Source organism: Bacillus cereus G9842, assembly GCF_000021305.1.
Lineage (GTDB): Bacteria > Bacillota > Bacilli > Bacillales > Bacillaceae_G > Bacillus_A > Bacillus_A thuringiensis_S.
Map to the genome: position 1 here is coordinate 4,632,221 of NC_011772.1, position 23,063 is coordinate 4,655,283.

The following is a 23,063-nucleotide window of genomic DNA, read 5'->3' on the forward strand; positions in this document are numbered from 1 at the left end:
TCATAGAAAAGGGGACGTAATTACGCCCCTCTTGATTTCAACTTTATTTTAAATCTACTACCAAGTTTACGTTGAATTTTATCTAATGCTTCTCCGCCAAATACTCTTTCAAGTACTCCTGTGCGAATTGCTAACAATCCGTAAACAAGACCGCCAATACCTGCACAAATCGCAACTGTTATAAGAGCACCAATACGGCCATCAGGCGAAATCATGAAGGATAGAAGCCATTGTGATAGTTTTACAGCAACGACCATTATAAGTGTCAGTACTGCAATTTGGAATGTTCTTTTATATACAACACCGAATGAATAGTGTGCGTATTTTTTAATTTGTCGATTTGTATACCAAACAGAAGCTAAGAAACCAACTGCGGTCGCTAGAATTGCTCCTACTGTACCGAAATAACGAATAAAGATTACGTTACATACAAATTTCAAAATAACACCCATAATAAGCGCGACAATCGCATGCTTTTGCTGATTAATCCCTTGAAGAATTGCCGCTGTTACTGTAAATAAAGCAAATAACAATGCAACTGGTGCATACCACATTAATACTTGTCCACCTAATGGATCTGAGTCATAGAAAGCCGTGTAAATTGGATATGCAAGTGTTGAAATACCGATAACTGCTGGCAATGTTAAAAACATATTTGCCTGGAATGTTTGTGTAATTTGTAATTTCAAATAGCGGTATTGTTTTTCAGTAAATGATTTTGTAATTGCTGGTACAAGCGTTAAACTAAACGCTGTTGCAAGTGATACAGGAATCATAATTAACTTATGCGTCCACATTGTGAAAATACCCAGCGCTCGCTCTGCGATATCACCTTGACCAATCGCCTGCATAATTGAGTTAAATGTCAATGTATCAATTTGTTGATATAAAGGAATTGTTAACCCAATTACAACGTAAGGAATCGCATATGCGAATAACTCTTTAAACAATTGAACAGTACTTACTGTTGATTCTGGTACAGTTTGTTCAATTAAATATTGATCCAAATATTTTTTACGTTTTAACCAGTACCAAATTAACACACCGAGTGCTCCAACCGCTGAAACGAACGCAGCAAATGTCGCTACTCCAACTGCTGTTGCAACTGTACCGCCAAGTACTTTAATAACGATAAAACTACCAGCTAATAAAAAGACGATACGAATAATTTGTTCAATAATTTGTGAAACGGTAGTTGGTCCCATAGACTGGTGACCTTGGAAATAACCACGAATTAAACTCGCTGCTGGTACAACAATAAGTGCGAAACTTACAAGACGAATGATCGTCGTAACTTCTCCTACATTATTGTGTATACTTTGTTTACCAAGCATCGCTTCTGCAAACAGTGGCGCCGTCATGTACAGTACTAGGAACGAAAGAACTCCTGTTACTATCATCATAACCATTCCCGAGCGGAACATTCTCCGGCTCGTTTTATAATCGCCAAGCGCATTATATTTGGAAACAAATTTTGAAACAGCAAGCGGCACACCTGCCGTTGCGATACTTAAAAAGATCGTATATGGAATGTATCCATATGTATAGAGCGTTCCGCCTTCTGTGCCTACTAATGCATGAAACGGAAAGACGTAAATCATGCCTAAGAACTTTACTAAAAATGTCCCTAGCGTAACAATAAGCGTTCCGCGCAGAAATTTCGAATCGGACATACAAAAATCCTCCTACATCTACATAAAGTGAAACTATAATTAGTTGGAGACTTCTCTCCTACTCCTTATTAGTTGAACCATTCGAGCATTTACAGGCTAACAGACTCCCTATTTACTTCTCCTAAATCTTGAGGTTTTAGTCTTATCGCCTACAAATAGCAGGATAGTGCTGAACTCTAACTTTTGTATTGTACCACAATTCTCTCATTAAGCAGTACTTCACTCTATTTTTCTTTTAACGGAAAACATGCTATTCTTTTAGGCAGGAAATGTAGAAAATGAGGTCGATATATTATGCATTATGATGTTATTGTCATCGGCGGCGGTCCTTCTGGGCTAATGGCTGCAATTGGTGCTGCAGAAGAAGGCGCAAATGTCTTGCTTCTTGATAAAGGAAATAAACTTGGGCGTAAACTTGCGATTTCTGGTGGCGGACGCTGTAACGTAACGAACCGTCTACCACTTGATGAAATTGTTAAACATATACCAGGAAACGGTCGCTTCTTATACAGCGCTTTTTCTCTTTTTAATAATGAAGATATTATTACATTCTTCGAAAATCTTGGTGTTAAATTGAAAGAAGAAGACCACGGTCGCATGTTCCCCGTGTCAAACAAAGCGCAATCTGTTGTAGATGCACTTTTAACACGATTAAAAGACTTAGGTGTAAAAATCCGTACAAATACGCCTGTTGAAACGATTGAATATGAAAATGGTCAAACGAAGGCAGTTGTACTGCTAACAGGCGAAGTGTTAGAAACAAATCATGTCGTTATCGCTGTTGGCGGAAAATCCGTTCCTCAAACTGGTTCCACTGGAGACGGATACGCTTGGGCTGAAAAAGCAGGTCATACAATTACAGAATTATTCCCAACAGAAGTACCTATCCTGTCAAACGAGCCGTTTATACGTGATCGCTCATTACAAGGTCTTGCTTTACGTGATATAAACTTAAGCGTATTAAACCCGAAAGGAAAAGCTATCATTTCTCACAAAATGGACATGCTCTTCACTCATTTCGGCCTATCTGGTCCTGCTGCTCTTCGCTGTAGTCAATTCGTCGTGAAAGCACTGAAAAAGTTTAAAACGAACACAATACAAATGAGTATTGATGCATTGCCAGAGGAAAATAGTGAGCAACTATTTCAGCGCATGCTGAAACAAATGAAAGAAGATCCGAAAAAAGGAATTAAAAACGTTTTAAAAGGTTATGTCCCTGAACGTTACTTCCTATTCTTATTAGAAAAAAATGAAATTGACGGTAGTGAACAAGCTGGACAAGTTTCTCACGAAAAGATTCGTGCACTTGTGAAAGACTTTAAAGAGTTTACTGTGAATGTAAATGGTACGCAATCAATTGAAAAAGCATTCGTTACTGGCGGAGGTGTATCCGTGAAAGAAATTAATCCGAAAGAAATGTCTTCTAAATTCACGAACGGCTTATATTTCTGTGGAGAAGTTCTTGATATTCACGGTTATACTGGTGGTTATAATATTACATCAGCCCTCGTTACTGGTAGAATTGCTGGAACGACAGCTGGAGAAAACGCGAAAATGCAATATTAAAAAAGAAACAGGGATTCCTGTTTCTTTTTTTAATATTGCCATGAAATCATTATCGGCGATTTCTCAAATATATCGACTTACCGACAAGAAGCGACAAACATCTGCTCCATGTAACTTTCCATTGCTTTTTTGTTGCTTTATATACCTTAGTACCTTTATATTTTATATTGTTGAATATTTAAAAAAGGGTAAGGGGAAAACAAATGAGAAAAAAAGTCATGATGTCTTTAATGTTAATGACGTTTCTTTCTGCGGTAGAAGGAACGATTGTTAGTACAGCAATCCCTCGTATAACGAGTGATTTGTCAGGCGTCGAACTTGTTAGTTGGGTATATGCAATTTATATGCTTGCAACAGCTGTTTCGACTCCAATATACGGAAAGCTCGCTGATTTATTCGGCCGTAAAAAAGTTTTACTGATCGGAGCTACAATCTTTTTAGTCGGTTCTGCACTTTGCGGAGTCGTTACATCGATGGAACAATTAATTTTCTTCCGCGCTCTTCAAGGTATCGGTGCTGGTGCTGTTATGCCAATCACAATGACGATAATTGGAGACTTATATAGCGAAGCGAAAGACCGCGCGAAAGCACAAGGTTGGATGAGTGCCGTTTGGGGTGTATCCGGTGTTATCGGACCGTTAGTAGGTGGATTTTTAGTTGATTCCCTTTCTTGGCGCTATATTTTCTTCTTAAACGTTCCATTTGGAATTATCGCTTGCTTAATGATTGCAATTTACTACAAAGAATCTATTAAGCCCGCTAAACACCATATCGATTATCTTGGTGCAACAGTTTTTTCATTAAGTACAATCGCTCTACTATATGCATTATTAACAGGTAGCAGTAAGCAAAACTGGGGAGACATGACAATTATCGGCCTATTAATCTTTGCCGCTATTTCATTCATTATTTTCTTGTTCATCGAGAAAAAATCTCCGGAACCATTAATTCCTTTAACACTTTTCTCTAACCGTACATTATCTACGATAAATATATTAACTCTTATTGCTGGCGCAATGATTATTAGTATTACAATGTACCTACCAATCTGGAGCCAAGGTGTATTAGGAAAAAACGCTACAGAAGCTGGACTTATTTTAATGCCAATCCCTGTTATGTGGACATTTGGCGCTATTTTCTCTGGTAACTTAGTAGGCAAATTAAAAACGAAACAAATCATTTTACTTGGGGCTAGCATTTTATCAGTCGCTACGTTCTTATTATTTACACTATCAACCAATTCACCATCGTTCCTTATTTATGTAGCAGTTGGATTATTCGGCTTAGGAATGGGGCTTGTGACACCGATTTATATGGTAACAATTCAAGCAGCAGTCCCAGCTCATACACGCGGAACAGCTGTTGGTTTAAACACATTTATTAATACATTTAGTCAAACGTTAGGTGCTGCAATATTCGGTACAATCTTCAATACGATGATTCACGCACGTGGTATTAAAAATCTTGATCTTGTATCTGGTGGACATGGCGGTACTACAGCAAACGTAGTAACCGAATCACAATCCGCATTAGCATCAAGCGTACACGTCATTTATATGAGCACTTTCGTATTAGCAGTATGTACATTAATTATCGCTTGGATTTTATTAAAGCCAGCTACACAAACAAGTGAGCAACAATAAAAAGGATGACCATTTTGGTCATCCTTTTTACATAACATCTACTCTTCATTCTCCACAATATGTTTCAGCATGGATAATTTATTATCCCAAAAACGCTCATAATACGAGAGCCACTGTTGTAATTCTTCTAATGGTTCTGGATGCAAACGATATATCTTCTCTCTTCCGCTTTTTCTTCCACTTACTAAATTCGCTTCCGAAAGAATATGAAGGTGCTTTACAACCGCAGTACGACTCATCGGGAAATGATCCGTTATTTTGGAAATCGGTAACTCTTTGTCACTTAATAACCGTATTACTTCTCGGCGGGTTGGATCAGCAATTGCTTGAAATACATCATATTTCGCTGCTGACGAGGACACTTAGCCTTCGACAACCTTTTTCAGTTTTTCATTTACAATCGCTCCCCAACCACCGCTCATTCTATCGCGAATAATAGAGCTCTTCGCATTTGCTTTCGGAAGAATTTCATCAGGATGTTTCCAGCCGCCGTGAATTAACGTAAATTCTGTTTTGTTATCTCCTAAGTCTTTCAAATTAAATGAAACAATCCAGCCATCTGTATCCCATGAGAAAGATAAATGGTTCGGCTCATCAATTTCTAACACTTTACATGGTGATGGCCCAAATGGTGATTGCACATGAAATTCATGTCCTACCTCTAATACAAAATCATTTGGCATAAACCATGACGCAATCCCTTCTGCAGTTGATACTACACTCCATACCTTTTGAATAGACGCGTTAAAAACGATTGTTTGTTTAATATCATTTAATGTATTTTGTTGTTCCATTTTCATTCTCCTTTACTCCGCGTTATAACATAACACCTTTTGGTTGTACTTTGATGATATAACACCTTTTGGTTTCATGTCAACGCTAATTCTTTTACTGTTGAGAAATTCTCAACATTTTTTCAACAGGACAAACACCCTCTTAGCATTTCCTCATAATATACTCACAAAGGCAATACAAAATAAAAACTTCTCTCAACATGAAACTCCATCATTCATATTGAAAGAAGTGCCTTACTTATATCATGCGTACTTCGTCTCTCCTCCTTCCCTCAGGGACAATACGCGAGATATGACAAATCAGAAGGAATATGCCCACCATTTGAGTAGGTAGTTATTTCTCTTCTCCTCAACATTTCCTTAGGAGCGAAATGACTACCGACTCACTTTTTTCAAACAAAATAAAAAGGGGTTGAACGCTATGTTCTATTGCATTAACTGCTCTGATATTCATCATGAAAAACATCCGAATGATAAAGTATTCAAAAACGGTTTTTATATTGATCCATTTTTAGGTGATCGTTATCACCTTGGTATGTGTAAAGATGCCCAAAACCATGAAACAGGGGAGCCTCTTTTAACGACAAAGAAATCAGGCACAACCCAATCTATTATGAACGTATTACCGACACATGTTGTCCCAACATAAAACATAAAAAAGAGCTGGATGAGCCAGCTCTTTTTTATGCTTTATAAACGATCATTGCTGAAAAACAATAAATTTGGTTTTCATCGTCGTTAATGGAAACACCAACTTGGTACTTAATATCTACAAAGTTGCTATCATCAATCTTTTTCAAAAAAACATTCACAGCGTCTTCTAAGTCTTTTTCGTGACTTTCATCAAACACTTTCACACGAATCATGTTAACACCATCCTAGATCGCAGCCCTCCGCCGCTTGATTATTGCCACGGTGCGTATCTATGATGCGATAAAACTTTCCATTCTCATATATATATCCGTCTTCTAACACATATTTTTTATCTTCAGTATAGACATAAAACTTACCTATCATAAATTTACTCGTATATAATTCCAAATAATTTGGTCTAAATTTAGCTACAACTTTATTTGTAATATCAATTTTTATTGTGCGCCCCACCTTCTCTCCCTCCTTTGCAAAGAACGGATTTAGGTATATTGTATTAGCGCTTTTACATTTTATGCTTAAAAATAAGTGGATATGCCTTCTTTCTTCACCTGTACTATTTTTCTAAAAAAATCACTATAAATAAAATCCCCAAAAAAACATAAAAAAAGCACTTTACCTTATTGACTCGAATATAAATATTATGTTATTATATAAAATTTGACATTTTTACATACGTATGCTATCATTAAAAGTGGTTACCACATATGGAGGTGGATGATTTGTTTCAAATTGGTGATAAAATCGTTTATCCAATGCACGGTGCAGGAATTATCGAAGCAATTGAAGAGAAAGAAATATTAGGTACTTCACGTCAATATTGTGTGATACGCATCATTAGTAAAGATATGCAAGTAATGCTTCCGATGGAACAATTAAAAAAATCAGGTATTCGTTATATCGTTGATCGAGGTACGTTAGATGATATACTTCTTGAATTTCAAAACGGGGAGTCAGACCCATCACTCTCATGGAAACAAAGATATACAATGAATATGGAAAAAATGAAAAATGGCAATTTACAAGATAGCGCAGAAGTGGTTCGGGATTTACTTCGCCGTAATAAAGAGAGAACATTAAATGCGAGCGAAAAACAAATGCTAGATAATGCCCGAAAAATGATGATTAGCGAAGTCGCGCTCGTACAAAATGTTACTGAACATCAAGCAACAGAATTTCTTCAAGATACAATTAATCATTAAATTTAAAATAGCTGAACGCTATTTTTTTTGTAAAAAGGACAAAGAGATAAAACTCTTTGTCCTTTTCATATTACCCACGCCCAGCTTGAAACGATGGATATAACGTCATTCCACCATCTGCAAATAGCGTAATTCCCGTTACATAACTCGCCTCTGAAGAAGCAAGCCAAGTTGCTACCGCTGCAATTTCTTCAGGTTTTCCAATATAGCCCATCGGTATCATACTTTCTACGTCAGCACGCTGCTTTGGATCAGCAAATTTTTCTGCATTTATCGGCGTATTAATTGCACCTGGCCCAATATTATTTACTCGAATACCTTTTGACGCATATTCTAGCGCTAACGTTTCTGTCATCAGTTTAATACCACCCTTACTTGCTGCATAGTGCACAAATAGTGGCCACGGAATTTTCTCATGAACACTAGACATATTAATGACAGACCCTTTAATATCATGTTCTACAAAATATTTAATCGCTTCACGACTTCCTAAAAAAGCACCTGTTAAATTTGTATTAATTACCCTATTCCAATCTTCAAGCGGCATTTCATGCGACGGTACCGCGTTTTCTATCCCTGCATTATTAATCATAACGTCAAGCGTACCAAACTCTTTCACAGCAGATTGAATGAGATTCACAACATCTGATTCGACCGTTACATCACCTTTTACAGCAATCGCTTCGCCGCCTACCTTTTTAATTTCTTCTAACACACCATTTGCTTCTGATTCTCGTGAGCGATAATTAATAACCACTTTCGCTTTTTCCTTAGCAAACCTCACTCCCATCGCTCTTCCGAGACCAGTTGCTGATCCTGTAATAACGACAACTTTCCCTGCTAAATCACTATACATTTCTATACCTCCTTTAACTTTTGGCTATACCTAACATAATTCCGGCTGCAATAATAAAAACGATACCGACAACGATACCCGTTAATTGGCGTTTCGTTTTCTTTTCACCTAATATAAGAATCCCACCAAGCGTGGAAATAATAATTCCCATTTGCGATAGCGAGAAACTTGTTGCGACTCCAACACGCGGCTGCGAAATGAATAAAAACATATTTCCAGCTGCCCAAATTAATCCTGGAATAATATTTCGGATTGCATATTTATTAAATGGCTGATGTTTAAAGGTAAGCAAAATCCCACCTAACACCATACCAACTGCTTGTGGCAACAAAGCTGACCAACCATCTACGTTAAATAGTCTAATCACTACAACGTAAACTAAATAACCGACTGTTGAAATTAATAAAATTACGATACCTCTTTTAAAGTTTGCTGCTTGCTCTGCATTTTTTTCTTCTTCACTTTGAAGCGATGTTAAAATAACACCGATAATAATACAAACGAGCGCTAAAATCCCAAGGACGACCGATATTGTCGTGGACCATTCATGAAATACGATAACGCCAAATAAAGTCGTCGCAACTAATTGAAGTCCTGTTGAAATTGGCATCGTCCTCGAAACACCCATTAAATCAATACTTTTTAATTGATTCGCCTGACCAAGCGCCCAAAATAAACCTGAAACAACTCCAACTCCAATAACGGTAGGTGTTAATACTGGCTTCATAAAAATATAAACAACAATTGAGAAAATAAGTGCTCCAAACGTTGTTCCGAGCGTTTGACTATACGGTCCCCCGCCCAGTTTTACATTAAATAGCACAATACTTCCCCAAAATATAGCTGGTAAAATTGCTAAAAATATATCCATCGCCCATTACCTTTCTCTGTAAAATGTCATAAATTGAAACTTTAATCATCCCGCAAAATAGCGGAATAAGTTACCACTCTCAATCATTAGAATGAGCTTTCATTTTTTCTTTTTTGCGAGCACAAATCTTTTCTACAACATCATTAGAAACATTCTTTTCTCGCTCCACATTTTTTACCTTTATATGATCTAAATAATCCTCCAAAGTAAGTGTAACTTTGTCATTTGGGGGATTATGCGCCCCTTGAAAAGTAAGAAATTGTAGCGTCACTTCAAATCTAGGAACAAATTCATCTTTCCTGCCGAGACGCTTTATATTTATAACTGAATCACATTCATATTGATCTTTTGTCACTTGTCTAATAACCGAATAGTACCTATTCAATAAAGCACTCTCTAAAAGCTGTTCCCTTGATTCTTTCGCGAAAGAATCACTTGGAGAAGAGAAAAAGATAGAACATATCACTGTAATAATTACACATATTTTTTTCATAACGTCCTCCTTATCCTATAAGTTAGTGTTCTCAAAAACGCCATAAAAAAACGACTTCCCCTACTTAGGAAAGTCGTTTTAATGAATCCAATATTAACCACCACTCACTGGTGGAATTAGTGCAACAACATCACCAGATTGGACCCTGTCATCTTCATTTGCGTATTCTTCATTAATCGCAACCATAATTGGCTCTGAAACTGGTACATTATATTCTTTCGCAACAACATCTTTTAACTCTGCAACCGTAATATTTTCTTTCTCTATTTGTAATTCACTTGTCCCTGCTTCTTCTTGCAAGTGCGCAAATAACAATACTCGAATCATACTTATAGCTCCTTCCCAGGCTCTCCCGCCGGATATGGTGTTTTTTCTAATTGATCACCAATCCATGAGTCACCATCTTCCCAAAACTCCTTTTTCCAAATCGGAACAATTTGTTTTATGCGTTCCATAATATATTCGTTCGCTTCATAAGCCGCTTTACGGTGTGGTGTTGAAACAGCAACAACAACCGCTATATCAGAAATTTGCAACGTACCGATGCGATGTGTAATCGCAACATATGTATCCGGCCATTTCTCTTTCACTTCCAGGCCAATTTTCTCTAGCATCTTTTCTGCCATCGTCTTATAAGCAACATACTCTAAGTATAATGTACGACGCCCTTTCGTAAACTCTCTAACGGTTCCAATAAATGTTGTAACAGCACCGCATTCACGTCGAATCACTTTCTTCGTTACCTCTTCAATCAAGATTTCTGTATTAATTACTTCATAATATGTATTTGTCATTTCGCACTCCTAACCGTTTGTAAAAACCAGTCTATGTACAACTCTTCTTCTGTTATATGAAATACTTTATATTCTTCTCGTATATTTGCCGGGGCATCATACCACGTAATAATCGCTACTATATTTTCTACTTTATGTAAAAGCTCAACGTCTTCCGCAGAACGAAGTAACACTACTTTCGGGTAGTTCTCTTTTTTATAGCCCTCTATTAAAATTGTATCCACTTCAAAAAACTCATATAAGCGAATAATTTCTTGCAAGGACCATTTCTTTCTTAGTGAAGAAAGTGAAAGCAATCCAGCACCTTCTACACTACTTACGACAGCACCAGCTTTACGGTGTCTTTCGCTATCTTTTTGCGCTACTTCTGGAAAACCTCCGTGCCCGTGATGTTTAATGGTAGCAACCTTCATTTCCCGTTCAGCTAATGCATGCACTATTTTCTCCACAAGCGTTGTTTTTCCGCTATTTTGATATCCTACTATTTGTAAGATTGAAGTGGCTTTGCCCATGGCCAATCACATCCCTCAGAGTGCTCTAACAATAATACAGATACTTTCATCCCGGTCTCAAATCCTCTCGTTCCTCCAGGTAACACAATAAAAGCATTCGCATCTGCAAGTGAAGATACTGCACTCGATTTATCTAAACCGACCGGCATCGCTTGTAACGCCCCGTCCACAATCGTTACGTTTGCTCTTACGAAACGAGTAAATGGATTTGGCTTTGGAAAATCTTTTTGTAAAATAGCATCCGCTCTATATACGTGAGGTTCCTTCGCATACAAATACGTTTTTATAATTGGTTGCACAAATAATTCAAAGCCTACATAACAAGCAGACGGATTTCCTGATAAACCGAAAAGTAACTTCCCATCAAATTCAGCTACTGTCGTTACACTTCCAGGTCTCATGGCTATTTTATTAAAGAGTACATTCGCCTGTAACCTTTCATAAATAGCTGGTAAGTAGTCATAATCTCCTACCGATACACCGCCAGTTGTAATTAAAATGTCGACCTCATCCATCGCTAATTGAATAGCTGTAAAACATGCATCTAACTCATCCGCGAGTTGACCATAATAACGAACTTTCCCGCCAGCTTTCATAATTTGAGCTGCGATCATATACGAGTTACTATTTCTAATTTTCCCCGGTTCTAACGGCTCATGTACTTCTAATAATTCACTCCCTGTCGTTACAATACCGACAACAGGCTGTTTTATAACTTTCACAGTGCTATATCCAAACGTTGCTAGTAAGGCCGCAACTCCTGGATTAATTGCCACACCTTTCTTAACGAGAACTTGATTTTGTTTTATATCTTCTCCTTTAAACGACACATTGTCACCGTTATTAAAAGGGCGTTTTAACTTCATATATGTTTTTCCGTTCTTCTCAAATCCTTCTGTCAGCTCTAGCATTACAACTGCATTGCAATCTTCTGGAATAGCTGCTCCTGTCATAATTCGAATCGCTTCAAAAGCTCCTACTTCTTCTAAAAAAACAGAACCCGCCCCGATCTCTCCTATTACTTCAAATTCAACTGGATTCTCTTGGGTTGCTCCTTTCGTATCTTCTGCTCGAATGGCGAAACCGTCGTAAGGGGAACGATCAAAATGAGGAACTTCATGATCTGAGACAACATCTTCCCCGAGAATTCTCCCGTAACTTTCCGTAATAGAAATTTCTTCTACTTCACCATGCTTCGCATATTTCATTACCCGTTCTACTGCTTCAGCAACTTGAATTGGAATTCGTTTTTCTACCATCGTTTCTCACCTCATATTTGCAATTTTTTTTATCTCGATTAAACTTTATGTATTCAATAGAAATTACTTCAAGGAGGAATTCCATGTCTTCATTTACACATTTTAATGACCAAGGACGCGCAAAAATGGTTGATATAAGTGACAAAAAAGCAACCGTTCGAACAGCAATTGCGTGCTCTAGCATTGTCGTTACGAAAGAAATTTACGATAAAATCTCTCACAATGAAATTGGGAAAGGTGACGTATTAGCAGTTGCGCAAATCGCAGGCATTATGGCTGCGAAACGAACTTCTGATATTATCCCAATGTGCCATCCTTTATTATTAAAAGGTGTTGACGTTTCTTTTGATTGGAAACAATCAGAAGAACAATATCGTTTACTCATTGAAGTAAAAGTTAAAACAGAAGGTAGCACCGGTGTTGAAATGGAAGCTTTAACAGCTGCTTCCGCTACCGCTCTTACTGTGTATGATATGTGTAAAGCTGTCGATAAAGGTATGATTATCGGCGAAACATACTTACTTGAAAAAACAGGTGGAAAAAGTGGAGATTATACGAGAAATTCATAATCCTCTCTCCGTTGAACCTAAAGGATTTCCTTTAGGTTCAACCTATATATCTTGCATATAAACTTTTCGCTACATTCATATCATTCGTCCCATGAATGAACGCCCTGCCATCTGTAAATAAAACAAAACGATATTCTTCTACCGGAAATGATAATAGATAAGGTGTCGCCTTTATCTCTACACTTCTTTGTAAGCGCTTTTTAATTTCTTCTAAATTAAAATTCTTCCGCACACCCGGGCGAATTTGTACTGTATTTCGCCCACATAACACTTCTGTTTTTGTTTGTGCTTCAAATGTTAAACTCGGATATGTACGTAACCTTCCGCAAGATAAACAAGTATCTTTTTTCTGCCTATTCACTTTAAATGCCATCTGTTGATTATTCCAAAGATCAAATGATAACATCGTTTCACGAAGCGCCCCAAAGTCTTCTACTAATATTTTCAGCGCTTCCGTAATTTGATGCGCAACTACTAATTGTACTGCCGGTTGTATAATACCAGCTGTGTCACATGTTGCTCCGCTCGCCGGATGCTCCATTAAACAGCGAAAACACGGTGTTTTCCCTGGTAAAATTGTATACGTTACTCCGTAACTTCCGACACACCCACCATATATCCACGGAATATTATACTTTTGTGAAATATCATTAATAAGAAGACGCGTTTCAAAATTATCTGTCGCATCTAATATTAAATCTACATCACGCACTAGCTCTTCCATTTCTTGCACCGTTACATCCGTCACAACTGGATTTATTTCCACCTCAGAATTAATCGCTTGTAAATGTTCTGCAGCCGCTATCGCCTTCGGTTTATACTGCTTTGCATCTTCTTCCGTATATAGTTGTTGTCTTTGTAAATTACTCCATTCTACATAATCACGATCAGCAATCGTTACTTTTCCAACACCTGCTCTAACAATCGCTTCTGCATTTGCCGCACCGAGAGCACCAGCACCAATAATAAGCACATGCTTCTCTCTTATTTTTCTCTGTCCTTCTTCTCTAACACCAGAAAATAATATTTGTCTTGAATATCGCTCCTGCATGCGATAGCCCCCTTTCTTATCCTCCTATATAAGACATTTCGATTTTCGGACGATTTTTTGCACTTTCTTCTGTCCGTTCATCCGAATACCTATCTTTTCTATTCATCCATACATCTTGTATAACACTTAATAACTCCTCATCCGAAAGATTTCCTCTAAGAAGTTCTCTTACATTCAAACCCTCTGTCGCAAATAAGCACGTATAAAACTTTCCATCTGCCGAAATTCTTGCCCTCGTACAAGAGGCACAAAATGACTCAGAAACAGATGTAATAAAACCAACTTCAACATTTGTTCCAACGTACCGATATCGCTTCGCAACTTCACCAAAGTAATGGACTTCAGCTGGCTCAAGCGGATACACCTTATGAATCATCTCAATCAATTCTCGTTTTGTAACCACTTGATCAAAATTCCACCCATTTGTACTACCAACATCCATAAACTCAATAAACCTAAGCGTGATTCCTTGCTCTTTAAAATACGCAGCCATCGGAAGTACTTGTTGATCGTTCATCCCTTTTTTCACAACCATATTTACCTTTACTTCCAGCCCCGCCTCTTTAGCTGCTATAATTCCCTTAATCACCGGTTTCGTATTAATATTTCGACCATTAATATTCCTAAATATGTCGTCATCTATCGCATCTAAACTAACATTCACTCTATGTAATCCAGCTTCTTTTAATGCCTTCGCTTGTTTCGTTAAATGGATAGCATTTGTCGTTAACCCTATATCTATTAGCCCATCAATTTTCACGAGACGTGCAATCAGTTTTGTTAAATCTTTACGAAGCAGTGGCTCACCGCCAGTAATTCTAATTTTTCGTACACCGATGTTAACAAATAATTTTGCCAAACGCTCAATTTCATCAAAAGTTAGTAAAAACTCATCTTTCAAAAAAGCATAATCTGGCCCAAATATTTCCGCCGGCATACAATATGTACATCTAAAATTGCAACGATCAATGACAGATATACGTAAATCTTGAAGTGGGCGTCCAAAAAAATCTTTAACCATCTCCTGCATCGCCACCCTCCCTTTCTGCCAAATTTCTTTCTTTTCATTCTATTATAATATATTTTCGGACTGCGATGTTTTTGCCCAAGTGAATAAAGTGAAACTTTAAATAATTAGAGGGTATCCACTCCCCCTGGTTAATGAGGTTTACTTCCAGATACAAGGATAAAAAAACCTTGAAACATAAAAGTTTCAAGGTTTTCTGCTTATTAACTTAATCTAATAATCGTTAGAGTAGCCCCTGGCGTTGCCGTAGATAATGTAGCCAACGCAATTACTCCAAATAATTGTAAACTAACTGCAGCTCCAGCAGGCAAGTTAGCGATTATTGTTGCACTAAATGAACCTGCAGCCACTGCCGGAGAGTTTATCGTTCCCGCAAGCGGACTGCCATTTACAGTTATACGGGAACTTACAAGTAATCCTGCCGTTAAATTAATTGTATAGGCTATATAATAGTTTCCTGCATTCGCAACTGTAAATACAGTATTTCCACCACTAACGGTTATTCCTGGTCCAATATTTTGATTGTTTGGTAACGGAATATTCGTGCCACCTAACAAAACAGAAATAATACTTCCTGATGTATTATTCGCAAATGCATATGTTGCAGTTGTACTGACTCCAGTCGCCCCGGTCGCTCCTGTTGCTCCGGTTGCTCCAGCTCCTGTTGGACCAGTTGGACCTTGTATTCCTTGTGAACCTGTTGGACCTGTATTTCCAGTTGGTCCTTGGGAACCTGTTGCTCCTGTAGCCCCTGTTGGGCCTTGGATTCCTTGCGGGCCTTGAATTCCTTGTGGACCTGTCGCTCCTGTTGCTCCTGTAGCTCCCGTTGGGCCTTGTATCCCTTGAACTCCTTGGGGACCTTGCGCTCCCGTTGCCCCTGTGTCCCCTGTAGGACCTTGGGGACCTTGCAATCCTTGCACACCTTGAGGACCGGTTGGACCTATCTCTCCTTGTACCCCTTGTATTCCTGTTGGGCCTTGAGGACCGGTCGGACCTTGGATCCCTTGAATTCCTTGAATCCCCTGTGGGCCTTGTGCTCCCGTGGCTCCGGTTGCTCCTTGAATCCCTTGAGGGCCTTGTTCCCCTTGAATTCCTTGGGGACCGGTTGGACCTTGGATTCCTTGCGGGCCTTGGATTCCCTGTGGTCCTTGATCTCCTGTCGCACCAGTTACTCCTTGTATCCCTTGCGGACCTTGTATCCCTTGCGGACCAGTTGGACCAATATCTCCTTGCACACCTTGTATTCCTTGAGGACCTTGTAACCCTGTCACTCCGGTTGCTCCCGTTTCTCCTGTCGCTCCTGTCACTCCAGTTGAGCCTGTCGCACCAGTATCCCCTGTTACTCCTGTCGCACCAGTTGCTCCTGTCGGGCCAGGTGGTCCACCCGATGGACCAGTTACTCCCGTCGGACCTGATGGCCCTGTTGGGCCGGACGGTCCTGCTGGTCCTCCAGAAGGTCCCGTTACCCCTGTTGCTCCCGTTATTCCAGTTGGGCCTGTAGTTCCTTCCCCTGTCGCACCTGTTGCTCCTGTATCTCCTGTTGCCCCCGTCGGACCTTGGATTCCTTGAATTCCCTGTGGACCTTGCACTCCTTGTGCGCCCGTCGCTCCTTGAATTCCTTGTACTCCTTGCACACCTTGGGGACCCATCGGACCTGTTGGACCAATCTCCCCTTGAGCACCTTGCACTCCTTGGGGACCCTCTGGACCCGTTGCTCCTATTTCCCCTTGTATCCCTTGAATTCCAGTTGCTCCTTGTACTCCAGTTGCTCCCGTTATCCCTTGCACACCTTGTATTCCCTGTATTCCTTGTGGACCTTGTGGGCCTGTTGTTCCTACCGGTCCTTGAATACCTTGTATCCCCTGAGGACCCTCTGGACCCGTTGCTCCAACTGGTCCTGGCACTCCTTGTATTCCTTGCGGGCCCTGAAGTCCCTCTGGGCCTTCTGGACCTGTTGGTCCTATATCACCCATCGGACCTTGTATCCCTTGAACTCCCTGTGGTCCCGTTGCTCCTGATGGCCCTGGTACTCCTTGTATTCCTTGTGGACCTTGATCTCCTGTTGCTCCTGTGACCCCTTGAGGCCCTATAGCCCCCTGTATACCTTGTGGACCTTGATCCCCTGTTGCTCCCGTTACCCCTTGAATACCCTGAACCCCTTGGATTCCTTGTTCACCAGTTATTCCTGTCGGACCAGGAATACCTTGAATCCCCTGCGGTCCTTCTGGACCTGTTGGGCCAATTGACCCTTGAATACCTTGTATTCCTTGCAAGCCCTGTGCTCCCGTACTTCCAGTCGGACCTGTAGTTCCCGTTGCTCCTGTTACACCTGTACTTCCTGTAGCCCCAGTATCCCCCGTTGCTCCAGTCGCACCTGTACTCCCACTCGGTCCGCCACCCGGACCTGTCGCACCAGTTGGCCCCGTCGGGCCAGGAGGTCCTCCAGATGGTCCAGTTATCCCAGTTGGGCCTGTTATTCCAGTCGGACCTGTTAGCCCCTGACCCGTTGCTCCGGTTGCACCTGTATTTCCACTCGGTCCTTGTGTTCCTTGTATCCCTTGTGCTCCTTGTATTCCTTGTGGACCAGTTGCACCCGGTAACCCTTGGACGCCTTGAATTCCTTGAGGTCCCTCAGGTCCTGTCGCTCCAATTGGCCCTTGCAATCCCTTTATCCCTTGTATACCTTGTGCCCCAGTCGCTCCCGTTGGACCAATCGGACCTTGTAACCCTTGCACACCTTGAGGTCCTGTCGCTCCAGTTTCTCCTTGTGGTCCTCTCAATCCTTGTGCTCCCTGCTGCCCTTCTGGTCCAGTTGCACCTATTGGTCCAACTGGACCTTGAATCCCTTGCACACCTTGAGGTCCAGTCGGACCCATCTCTCCCATTGGACCTTGAAATCCTCTCGGTCCTTGCGGTCCAGTCGGACCTTGTGGACCTGTTGGACCAGTAATCCCTATACCCGTAAATCCAGTTGGAACAGGAGGAAAAGTAGGACCAATAAGTTCTGGTGGAATTCTAAAATTAGATTGTTGTTTCCCTTTATTATCACGATTCTTCACACTTTCACCACCTACAAACCGTCTTTTTCATAATAAATAAACCTCTTCTTAATCTATTTACAAAAATAATCTCCAAGACTATTTTTATTTCAAATAAATAAAACTCCCTTAATTCCTTAAGGGAGTCCTGCAATTGAATCCATATTATCTGTATTAGGGACAGCTTGCGCTATACCCGATGTATTTACACTTTGCCCCATATTTGTTCCTGTTACAGTACCAGCAGGGGTGCCCCTTGTATATGTCGTCGTCACCGAATCTCCCGGCTGTAAACAAAGCTTCGTTTCTGTCCCTATTACTGTAACAACATCAATCCAAGTACACCCCATTGAACCACTATACGATTTCGTAGCAGTAAATGAAGTATCACTCAAATTATCACCTGTAAATATATTCCCAGTATTATTAACAATAACAAACTCTTTTATATGCGCAGGCATAATTACACTCTACCTTTCCTTTATGAACCTAACGTACGTGTACTCGTTGCCAAAGGCGGAAGAAATACCGATGTTCTAATCACCGCTTCTGGCTGTCTTTTTCCATTTAAAAAAATAGCCGCACTCGATCCTCCAGCTCCTGCATATACTTTCGCCACAGCTAAAGGCGAGATATCATAACAGTCACCAACATTAACAGCTCCTGTATTATTAATAATTTTTACTTTACGCAAATTAACCCCCATTTACCCCTCCTCCTTTTTTATACTGTATGCAAAAGAAAAAAACTTGAAACAGACTCGTTTCAAGTTTTTAACTATTAACTATTTCGTTTCACCTTCATATTGAAGCATACCGCCAACCATGTTCACTGTTTTAAATCCTTGCTCATTTAAATAATGACATACATTTTCACTGCGCATTCCTGAACGACAAATAAAGATATATTCATTCTCTTTATTAAAGAAGTCTACTTTATGTGGGATATCGCCCATTTTAATATGTACAGCTTCTGGAATCTTTCCTGCCGCTACTTCTTCATCTTCTCTTACGTCTACTAGAAATAACGTTTCTCCATTTTCTAAACGCACTTGTACCTCTTCTGTAGTAATTGTTTTAACTTCTGTCATATGTAGTTCCTCCTTATATACAATAAAACCTTTAGTTTCTTTTCCACAAACATTCTCTACCAATTTTAGCATGCAAAAGAAAGAACGCAAAGAATCGAAAAGCTATTTCTCAATTTTCTCGCAAAACTTATTCTTTACAAACATAACTAGCACATTGTATCCTCAATATACTTGTTTTATGAAAGGAGTCGATTAAAATGTCGCTTTTTCTTTTCATTATGGGCATTGTGTTCTTAATCGCTGCAATTATTGCACTTAGTATGCAAAATAATAAAAAGATAAAATCTCCCCAAGAAATGTCATTCTTATTTCTATTACTTAGTATAGCGTTCTTCGGCATAGCAATCGCTACATATATATTCCGTCTACAAATCATGTAAAAAAAGGTGCCTACTACACATATTGCACCTTTTTCACATAATTTATTTCCTACACAAAACTAGATACTTTCCGATTTAAAAATTCATAAATTTTCTTTTCAAATAAATGAATATCAAATGCTCCTGCCATATGCCCATTTATACTTTCTATCTCATACACTTCCGCATATTTTCCTTGTTTTTGCAAAATGTCTACCATTTTATAATTATAACGTGGCGGCTGAAGCAAATCTTGTTTGCACGGAATCATAAGTACATTCGCTTCTATGTTAGAAAGAGATTCTTCTAGTGAAGAAAACCCATGTGCAATATCATGCAATAAAACCGCCTTCGCAGTATACATCCATGAATTTGCATCTACTAACTCTATACTTCTATATGTCGCTTTATTTATCTCTTTTTCAAATGATGTTAATGTAGAAAACTTTTCATAAGGTTCTATCTCTATACTATTACGAGGAAATGCCATTTCATAAAAATGCTCATCAAACGCATTCATAAACATCATTCTATTTGCTAAATGAAGCCCCTTTATCGGCTGCTCTTCTCCGTATTTTCCATCTTTCCAACTTGGATCCAGTTGAATTGCCTCAATCGCATTTTGTGCTACGTTTACAGACGTAATAATTGGATTTTGTGGGTTCGTAATAACGCCAATCATCCGCTCTACCATATGTGGATAGTGAACCGCCCATTGTTGTGCAATCATTCCCCCCGCCGACGGTCCGATTACAGCGTGTAACCTTGAAATTCCCATACCTTTTATTAACTCATATTGCATACGAGCTACATCAAGAAATGTAAAAACCGGAAAATCCATAGCATATTCTTCTCCAGTTTCTGGGTTAATCGATTTCGGTCCTGTTGTAATCACATATGGATTCTTCACCTGCACATTACAAAGATTATCCGTACATATAACAAAATACTTATTTGTATCAATTGCTTTTCCAGGTCCAATGAGCCCATCCCACCAACCAGACTCCTCATCATGCACTGTATATTTTCCTGCCGCATGACTTGTTGCACTAAAATAATGACAAACCAAAATCACATTTGACCTTTCTCTATTCAACGTACCATATGTCTCGTATCCCATTTGAACAGGAATTTCCCTACCATTTTCAAACGTAAATTCTTTTAAAACAAACTTCTCCTTTTTTACAATTTGCACAGACTCTCCCTCTCCCCGTTATAGTATGAACTGCTTACTAAAGGTTTTTTTCTATGTAAACCAATCTCCTCCTTCTTTTCATAAATAAATGAATAATATACAAAATTAGCCACAAAATAGCACTATATTACACAATTAAAGAGGGCATACATATGATTTGGAATTGGTTTCGTAAGAAAAAAAAATCAAATACAACAGAGGCAAAAGAAGCCGATAACTGGGAGCAGCAGTCTAACAATCCAGATGACGATAACAAAGAACAGACTAGAAGTATGAAACATACTAAAGGTAAAAATAACGAGCAAGATGACTCTTCTCAAGAGAAACAGCAAAACTCTAAGCAAGATGACTCTTCTCAAGAGAAACAGCAAAACTCTAAGCAAGATGACTCTTCTCAAGAGAAACAGCAAAACTCTAAGCAAGATGACTCTTCTCAGGAGAAACAACTAAACTCTAAGCAAGATGACTCTTCTCAGGAGAAACAACTAAACTCTAAGCAAGATGACTCTTCTCAGGAGAAACAACTAAACTCTAAGCAAGATGACTCTTCTCAAGAGAAACAGCAAAACTCTAAGCAAGATGACTCTTCTCAAGATAAACAGCAAAACTCTAAGCAAGATGACCCTTCTCAGGAGAAACAACTAAACTCTAAGCAAGATGATTCTTCTCAAGATAAACAGCAAAACTCTAAGCAAGATGATTCTTCTCAAGATAAACAGCAAAACTCTAAGCAAGATGATTCTTCTCAAAGTAAGCAACAAAGCTCTAAACAAAATGATTCTTCTCAGAATAAACAACAAAGCTCTAAACAAAATGATTCTTCTCAGAATAAACAACAAAGCTCTAAACAAGATGATTCTTCTCAAAGTAAGCAACAAAGCTCTAAACAAGATGATTCTTCTCAAAGTAAGCAACAAAGCTCTGGAGGTAATAGTATTTATGACTTTACCAAACCAGAAAAAGACCGTATTCATTCTCTACAAGATTTAATAGAGAAACTTAAAAAGTCTAGTGATTTTATTAATTACCATACATCTGACGATGAAACGATGCCTTATTGGATTTCTTACTATCGCCCTTCACTTGATGGAGAGAAATTACAGAAATATTTAATGCCCACTCTTTTAGAGAAACCCTGTGCTTCTCTAGAACAACTAAAAGAACATATTCCGATGAGCGGCATTACAATTACGAACGATTTACAAAAAATTGAGGATATGGTTTTAAAGGGGCATGCGATTATTCAATTGAATCAGCAAGATCAAAAGTGTATGCTTGCAAACATTGCAATTGATAATTATCGTGCACCAACCCCTCCTTTAAACGAATCAACTGTTATTGGTCCGCAAGAAGGTTTTGTAGAGGATATTGATACAAACATTAATTTAGTTCGAAAACGTCTTCCTGTTTTAGATTTACAAACAAAAGAAATGATTATCGGCGAGTTTTCCAAAACAAAAGTTGTCATGATGTATTTAGACAACCTCGCTGAAAAAGATAATGTAGATTTTCTAGAAGAGTCATTACGCGCTCTTGAATATGATCAAATTAATGATAGTGCTTATTTACAAGAATTAATGGGTGAAAAATCGATTTTTCCTCTCTATATCAATACAGAGCGCACTGATAGAGTTACAAAAGCACTAATTGATGGGAAAATTGCAATTTTTGTTGATGGTTCACCAAATGTTCTATTAACGCCCGTATCATATTTCGATTTCTTTATTTCACCAGAAGATTATAATGTCTCTTGGCTATATGCAACATTTTCAAGAGTTTTACGACTTATCGCTGTCCTTTTCTCGATTTGTGCAGCTCCATTATATGTTGCCGTTTTAAATTATCATTATGAACTAATTCCAAGCGATTTGCTGGAAACATTGATTTTATCTCGAGCGCAAGTTCCATTCCCACCTTTAATTGAAGCACTGTTTTTGGAATTAGTTATTGATTTATTAAGAGAAGCCGGCGCAAGGTTACCGATGAAAGTGGGGCAAACACTCGGTATTGTGGGCGGTATCGTAATCGGGCAAGCATCTGTACAAGCTGGGTTAACGAGTAACATTTTATTAATTATCGTTGCACTATCAGCACTCGCTTCTTTTATTACACCTATTTATAAAATGGGTAACGCTGTTCGATTACTACGCTTTCCTTTTCTTATGTTTGCAGAAATAGGCGGATTGTTCGGGATTTCTCTTGGATTTATCTTCTTATTTACTCATCTATTCAGGCTTACTTCCTTACGTAAGCCGTACGCTTTGTTTTATCCGACAAGACAACAATCCGTTAAGGACTCTTGGATTCGTTTTCCTTTAACAATGATTGATACAAGAGATGTACAAGCAAGACCACAACATGTAAAAAAATCAGCAAAAGGGATTTCAACAAAACATAGATCGGACTTTGATGATTAAGAA

At 38.9% G+C, this 23,063-nt stretch carries 26 protein-coding genes; 7 read left to right on the top strand and 19 right to left on the bottom strand.

The features are described from left to right. Positions 1 to 20 precede the first annotated feature (20 nt). Entirely contained in the window at positions 21 to 1,673 is a 1,653-nt protein-coding gene (locus BCG9842_RS23360) for a putative polysaccharide biosynthesis protein (RefSeq protein ID WP_001284026.1), read from the bottom strand. A gap of 294 nt (positions 1,674 to 1,967) precedes the next feature. Here BCG9842_RS23360 and BCG9842_RS23365 point away from each other — a divergent pair, with 294 nt between their 5' ends. Further along, positions 1,968 to 3,239 (top strand): NAD(P)/FAD-dependent oxidoreductase, encoded by a 1,272-nt coding sequence (locus BCG9842_RS23365; protein WP_000558870.1) that lies wholly within the window; start codon positions 1,968 to 1,970, stop codon positions 3,237 to 3,239. A 203-nt stretch (positions 3,240 to 3,442) separates the two neighbouring features. Beyond that, complete coding sequence (locus BCG9842_RS23370; RefSeq protein ID WP_001228024.1) at positions 3,443 to 4,882, top strand: MDR family MFS transporter; 1,440 nt, start codon at positions 3,443 to 3,445, stop codon at positions 4,880 to 4,882. Between the two features lie 38 nt (positions 4,883 to 4,920). Here BCG9842_RS23370 and BCG9842_RS23375 read toward each other — a convergent pair whose 3' ends face one another. After that, positions 4,921 to 5,244, bottom strand: a complete 324-nt coding sequence (locus BCG9842_RS23375) for an ArsR/SmtB family transcription factor (RefSeq protein ID WP_000098837.1) — start codon at positions 5,242 to 5,244, stop codon at positions 4,921 to 4,923. Further along, positions 5,245 to 5,676, bottom strand: coding sequence for an SRPBCC family protein (locus BCG9842_RS23380; protein WP_000437763.1), 432 nt, complete (start codon positions 5,674 to 5,676; stop codon positions 5,245 to 5,247). It lies immediately after the preceding gene. Between the two features lie 421 nt (positions 5,677 to 6,097). On the opposite strand from BCG9842_RS23380, the gene BCG9842_RS23385 reads away from it, so the two are divergent. After that, positions 6,098 to 6,325, top strand: a complete 228-nt coding sequence (locus BCG9842_RS23385; RefSeq protein WP_000498990.1) for a DUF3973 domain-containing protein — start codon at positions 6,098 to 6,100, stop codon at positions 6,323 to 6,325. A gap of 34 nt (positions 6,326 to 6,359) precedes the next feature. On the opposite strand, the gene BCG9842_RS23390 is transcribed toward BCG9842_RS23385, so the two are convergent. Beyond that, on the bottom strand, positions 6,360 to 6,542 hold the full coding sequence (locus BCG9842_RS23390) for a sporulation protein Cse60 (RefSeq protein ID WP_000621751.1): 183 nt from the start codon (positions 6,540 to 6,542) through the stop codon (positions 6,360 to 6,362). 1 nt (position 6,543) lies between these two features. Further along, positions 6,544 to 6,780, bottom strand: coding sequence for a DUF2553 family protein (locus BCG9842_RS23395; protein WP_000533804.1), 237 nt, complete (start codon positions 6,778 to 6,780; stop codon positions 6,544 to 6,546). A gap of 254 nt (positions 6,781 to 7,034) precedes the next feature. Here BCG9842_RS23395 and BCG9842_RS23400 point away from each other — a divergent pair, with 254 nt between their 5' ends. Further along, entirely contained in the window at positions 7,035 to 7,529 is a 495-nt protein-coding gene (locus tag BCG9842_RS23400) for a CarD family transcriptional regulator (RefSeq protein ID WP_000451446.1), read from the top strand. A 70-nt stretch (positions 7,530 to 7,599) separates the two neighbouring features. On the opposite strand, the gene BCG9842_RS23405 is transcribed toward BCG9842_RS23400, so the two are convergent. The 7 genes from BCG9842_RS23405 to BCG9842_RS23435 form a co-directional block, all read right to left on the bottom strand. After that, positions 7,600 to 8,385, bottom strand: coding sequence for a glucose 1-dehydrogenase (locus BCG9842_RS23405; RefSeq protein WP_000286680.1), 786 nt, complete (start codon positions 8,383 to 8,385; stop codon positions 7,600 to 7,602). Positions 8,386 to 8,398: 13 nt separating this feature from the next. Further along, on the bottom strand, positions 8,399 to 9,256 hold the full coding sequence (glcU, locus tag BCG9842_RS23410) for a glucose uptake protein GlcU (RefSeq protein WP_000350863.1): 858 nt from the start codon (positions 9,254 to 9,256) through the stop codon (positions 8,399 to 8,401). A gap of 79 nt (positions 9,257 to 9,335) precedes the next feature. Beyond that, positions 9,336 to 9,749, bottom strand: a complete 414-nt coding sequence (locus tag BCG9842_RS23415) for a DUF3888 domain-containing protein (protein ID WP_000717657.1) — start codon at positions 9,747 to 9,749, stop codon at positions 9,336 to 9,338. Between the two features lie 93 nt (positions 9,750 to 9,842). Beyond that, a complete protein-coding gene (gene moaD / locus BCG9842_RS23420) occupies positions 9,843 to 10,076 on the bottom strand; it encodes a molybdopterin converting factor subunit 1 (protein WP_000621773.1) in 234 nt (77 codons plus the stop codon). A 2-nt stretch (positions 10,077 to 10,078) separates the two neighbouring features. Further along, positions 10,079 to 10,543: a molybdopterin synthase catalytic subunit MoaE gene (gene moaE / locus BCG9842_RS23425; RefSeq protein WP_000185946.1), complete on the bottom strand. Its 465-nt coding sequence runs from the start codon at positions 10,541 to 10,543 to the stop codon at positions 10,079 to 10,081. Then, positions 10,540 to 11,061 (bottom strand): molybdopterin-guanine dinucleotide biosynthesis protein B, encoded by a 522-nt coding sequence (mobB, locus tag BCG9842_RS23430; RefSeq protein ID WP_002081993.1) that lies wholly within the window; start codon positions 11,059 to 11,061, stop codon positions 10,540 to 10,542. The genes moaE and mobB overlap by 4 nt, the downstream gene beginning before the upstream one ends. Further along, a complete protein-coding gene (locus BCG9842_RS23435; protein ID WP_000229704.1) occupies positions 11,025 to 12,314 on the bottom strand; it encodes a molybdopterin molybdotransferase MoeA in 1,290 nt (429 codons plus the stop codon). Before BCG9842_RS23435 ends, mobB begins: the two co-directional genes overlap by 37 nt. An 83-nt stretch (positions 12,315 to 12,397) precedes the next feature. On the opposite strand from BCG9842_RS23435, the gene moaC reads away from it, so the two are divergent. Next, the gene (moaC, locus tag BCG9842_RS23440) at positions 12,398 to 12,883 is read left to right on the top strand and encodes a cyclic pyranopterin monophosphate synthase MoaC (protein ID WP_000094146.1); all 486 of its coding nucleotides are present in this window, start codon (positions 12,398 to 12,400) and stop codon (positions 12,881 to 12,883) included. 37 nt (positions 12,884 to 12,920) lie between these two features. Here moaC and BCG9842_RS23445 read toward each other — a convergent pair whose 3' ends face one another. The 6 genes from BCG9842_RS23445 to BCG9842_RS23470 form a co-directional block, all read right to left on the bottom strand. Continuing rightward, positions 12,921 to 13,934 carry a molybdopterin-synthase adenylyltransferase MoeB gene (locus tag BCG9842_RS23445; protein WP_001158115.1) on the bottom strand — a complete coding sequence of 338 codons (1,014 nt, stop codon included), beginning with the start codon at positions 13,932 to 13,934 and terminating at the stop codon, positions 12,921 to 12,923. A 16-nt stretch (positions 13,935 to 13,950) separates the two neighbouring features. Next, positions 13,951 to 14,964 (bottom strand): GTP 3',8-cyclase MoaA, encoded by a 1,014-nt coding sequence (moaA, locus tag BCG9842_RS23450; RefSeq protein ID WP_001157113.1) that lies wholly within the window; start codon positions 14,962 to 14,964, stop codon positions 13,951 to 13,953. Between the two features lie 200 nt (positions 14,965 to 15,164). Continuing rightward, complete coding sequence (locus BCG9842_RS23455; RefSeq protein ID WP_000796060.1) at positions 15,165 to 18,020, bottom strand: BclA-related collagen-like exosporium protein; 2,856 nt, start codon at positions 18,018 to 18,020, stop codon at positions 15,165 to 15,167. A 116-nt stretch (positions 18,021 to 18,136) separates the two neighbouring features. Beyond that, positions 18,137 to 18,460 carry a hypothetical protein gene (locus BCG9842_RS23460; RefSeq protein WP_001110864.1) on the bottom strand — a complete coding sequence of 108 codons (324 nt, stop codon included), beginning with the start codon at positions 18,458 to 18,460 and terminating at the stop codon, positions 18,137 to 18,139. Between the two features lie 20 nt (positions 18,461 to 18,480). Continuing rightward, on the bottom strand, positions 18,481 to 18,705 hold the full coding sequence (locus BCG9842_RS23465; RefSeq protein ID WP_000538719.1) for a spore germination protein: 225 nt from the start codon (positions 18,703 to 18,705) through the stop codon (positions 18,481 to 18,483). A gap of 78 nt (positions 18,706 to 18,783) precedes the next feature. Continuing rightward, positions 18,784 to 19,089 (bottom strand): rhodanese-like domain-containing protein, encoded by a 306-nt coding sequence (locus BCG9842_RS23470; RefSeq protein WP_000141224.1) that lies wholly within the window; start codon positions 19,087 to 19,089, stop codon positions 18,784 to 18,786. Positions 19,090 to 19,286: 197 nt separating this feature from the next. Between BCG9842_RS23470 and BCG9842_RS23475 the strand changes: the two genes are divergently transcribed. Beyond that, positions 19,287 to 19,469, top strand: coding sequence for a hypothetical protein (locus BCG9842_RS23475; RefSeq protein WP_000051780.1), 183 nt, complete (start codon positions 19,287 to 19,289; stop codon positions 19,467 to 19,469). Positions 19,470 to 19,518: 49 nt separating this feature from the next. Here the strand turns inward: BCG9842_RS23475 and BCG9842_RS23480 are convergent, their stop codons facing one another. After that, positions 19,519 to 20,643 (bottom strand): alpha/beta fold hydrolase, encoded by a 1,125-nt coding sequence (locus BCG9842_RS23480; protein ID WP_001167625.1) that lies wholly within the window; start codon positions 20,641 to 20,643, stop codon positions 19,519 to 19,521. A gap of 152 nt (positions 20,644 to 20,795) precedes the next feature. On the opposite strand from BCG9842_RS23480, the gene BCG9842_RS30500 reads away from it, so the two are divergent. Next, complete coding sequence (locus BCG9842_RS30500) at positions 20,796 to 23,060, top strand: spore germination protein (RefSeq protein WP_000638050.1); 2,265 nt, start codon at positions 20,796 to 20,798, stop codon at positions 23,058 to 23,060. Positions 23,061 to 23,063 lie beyond the last annotated feature (3 nt).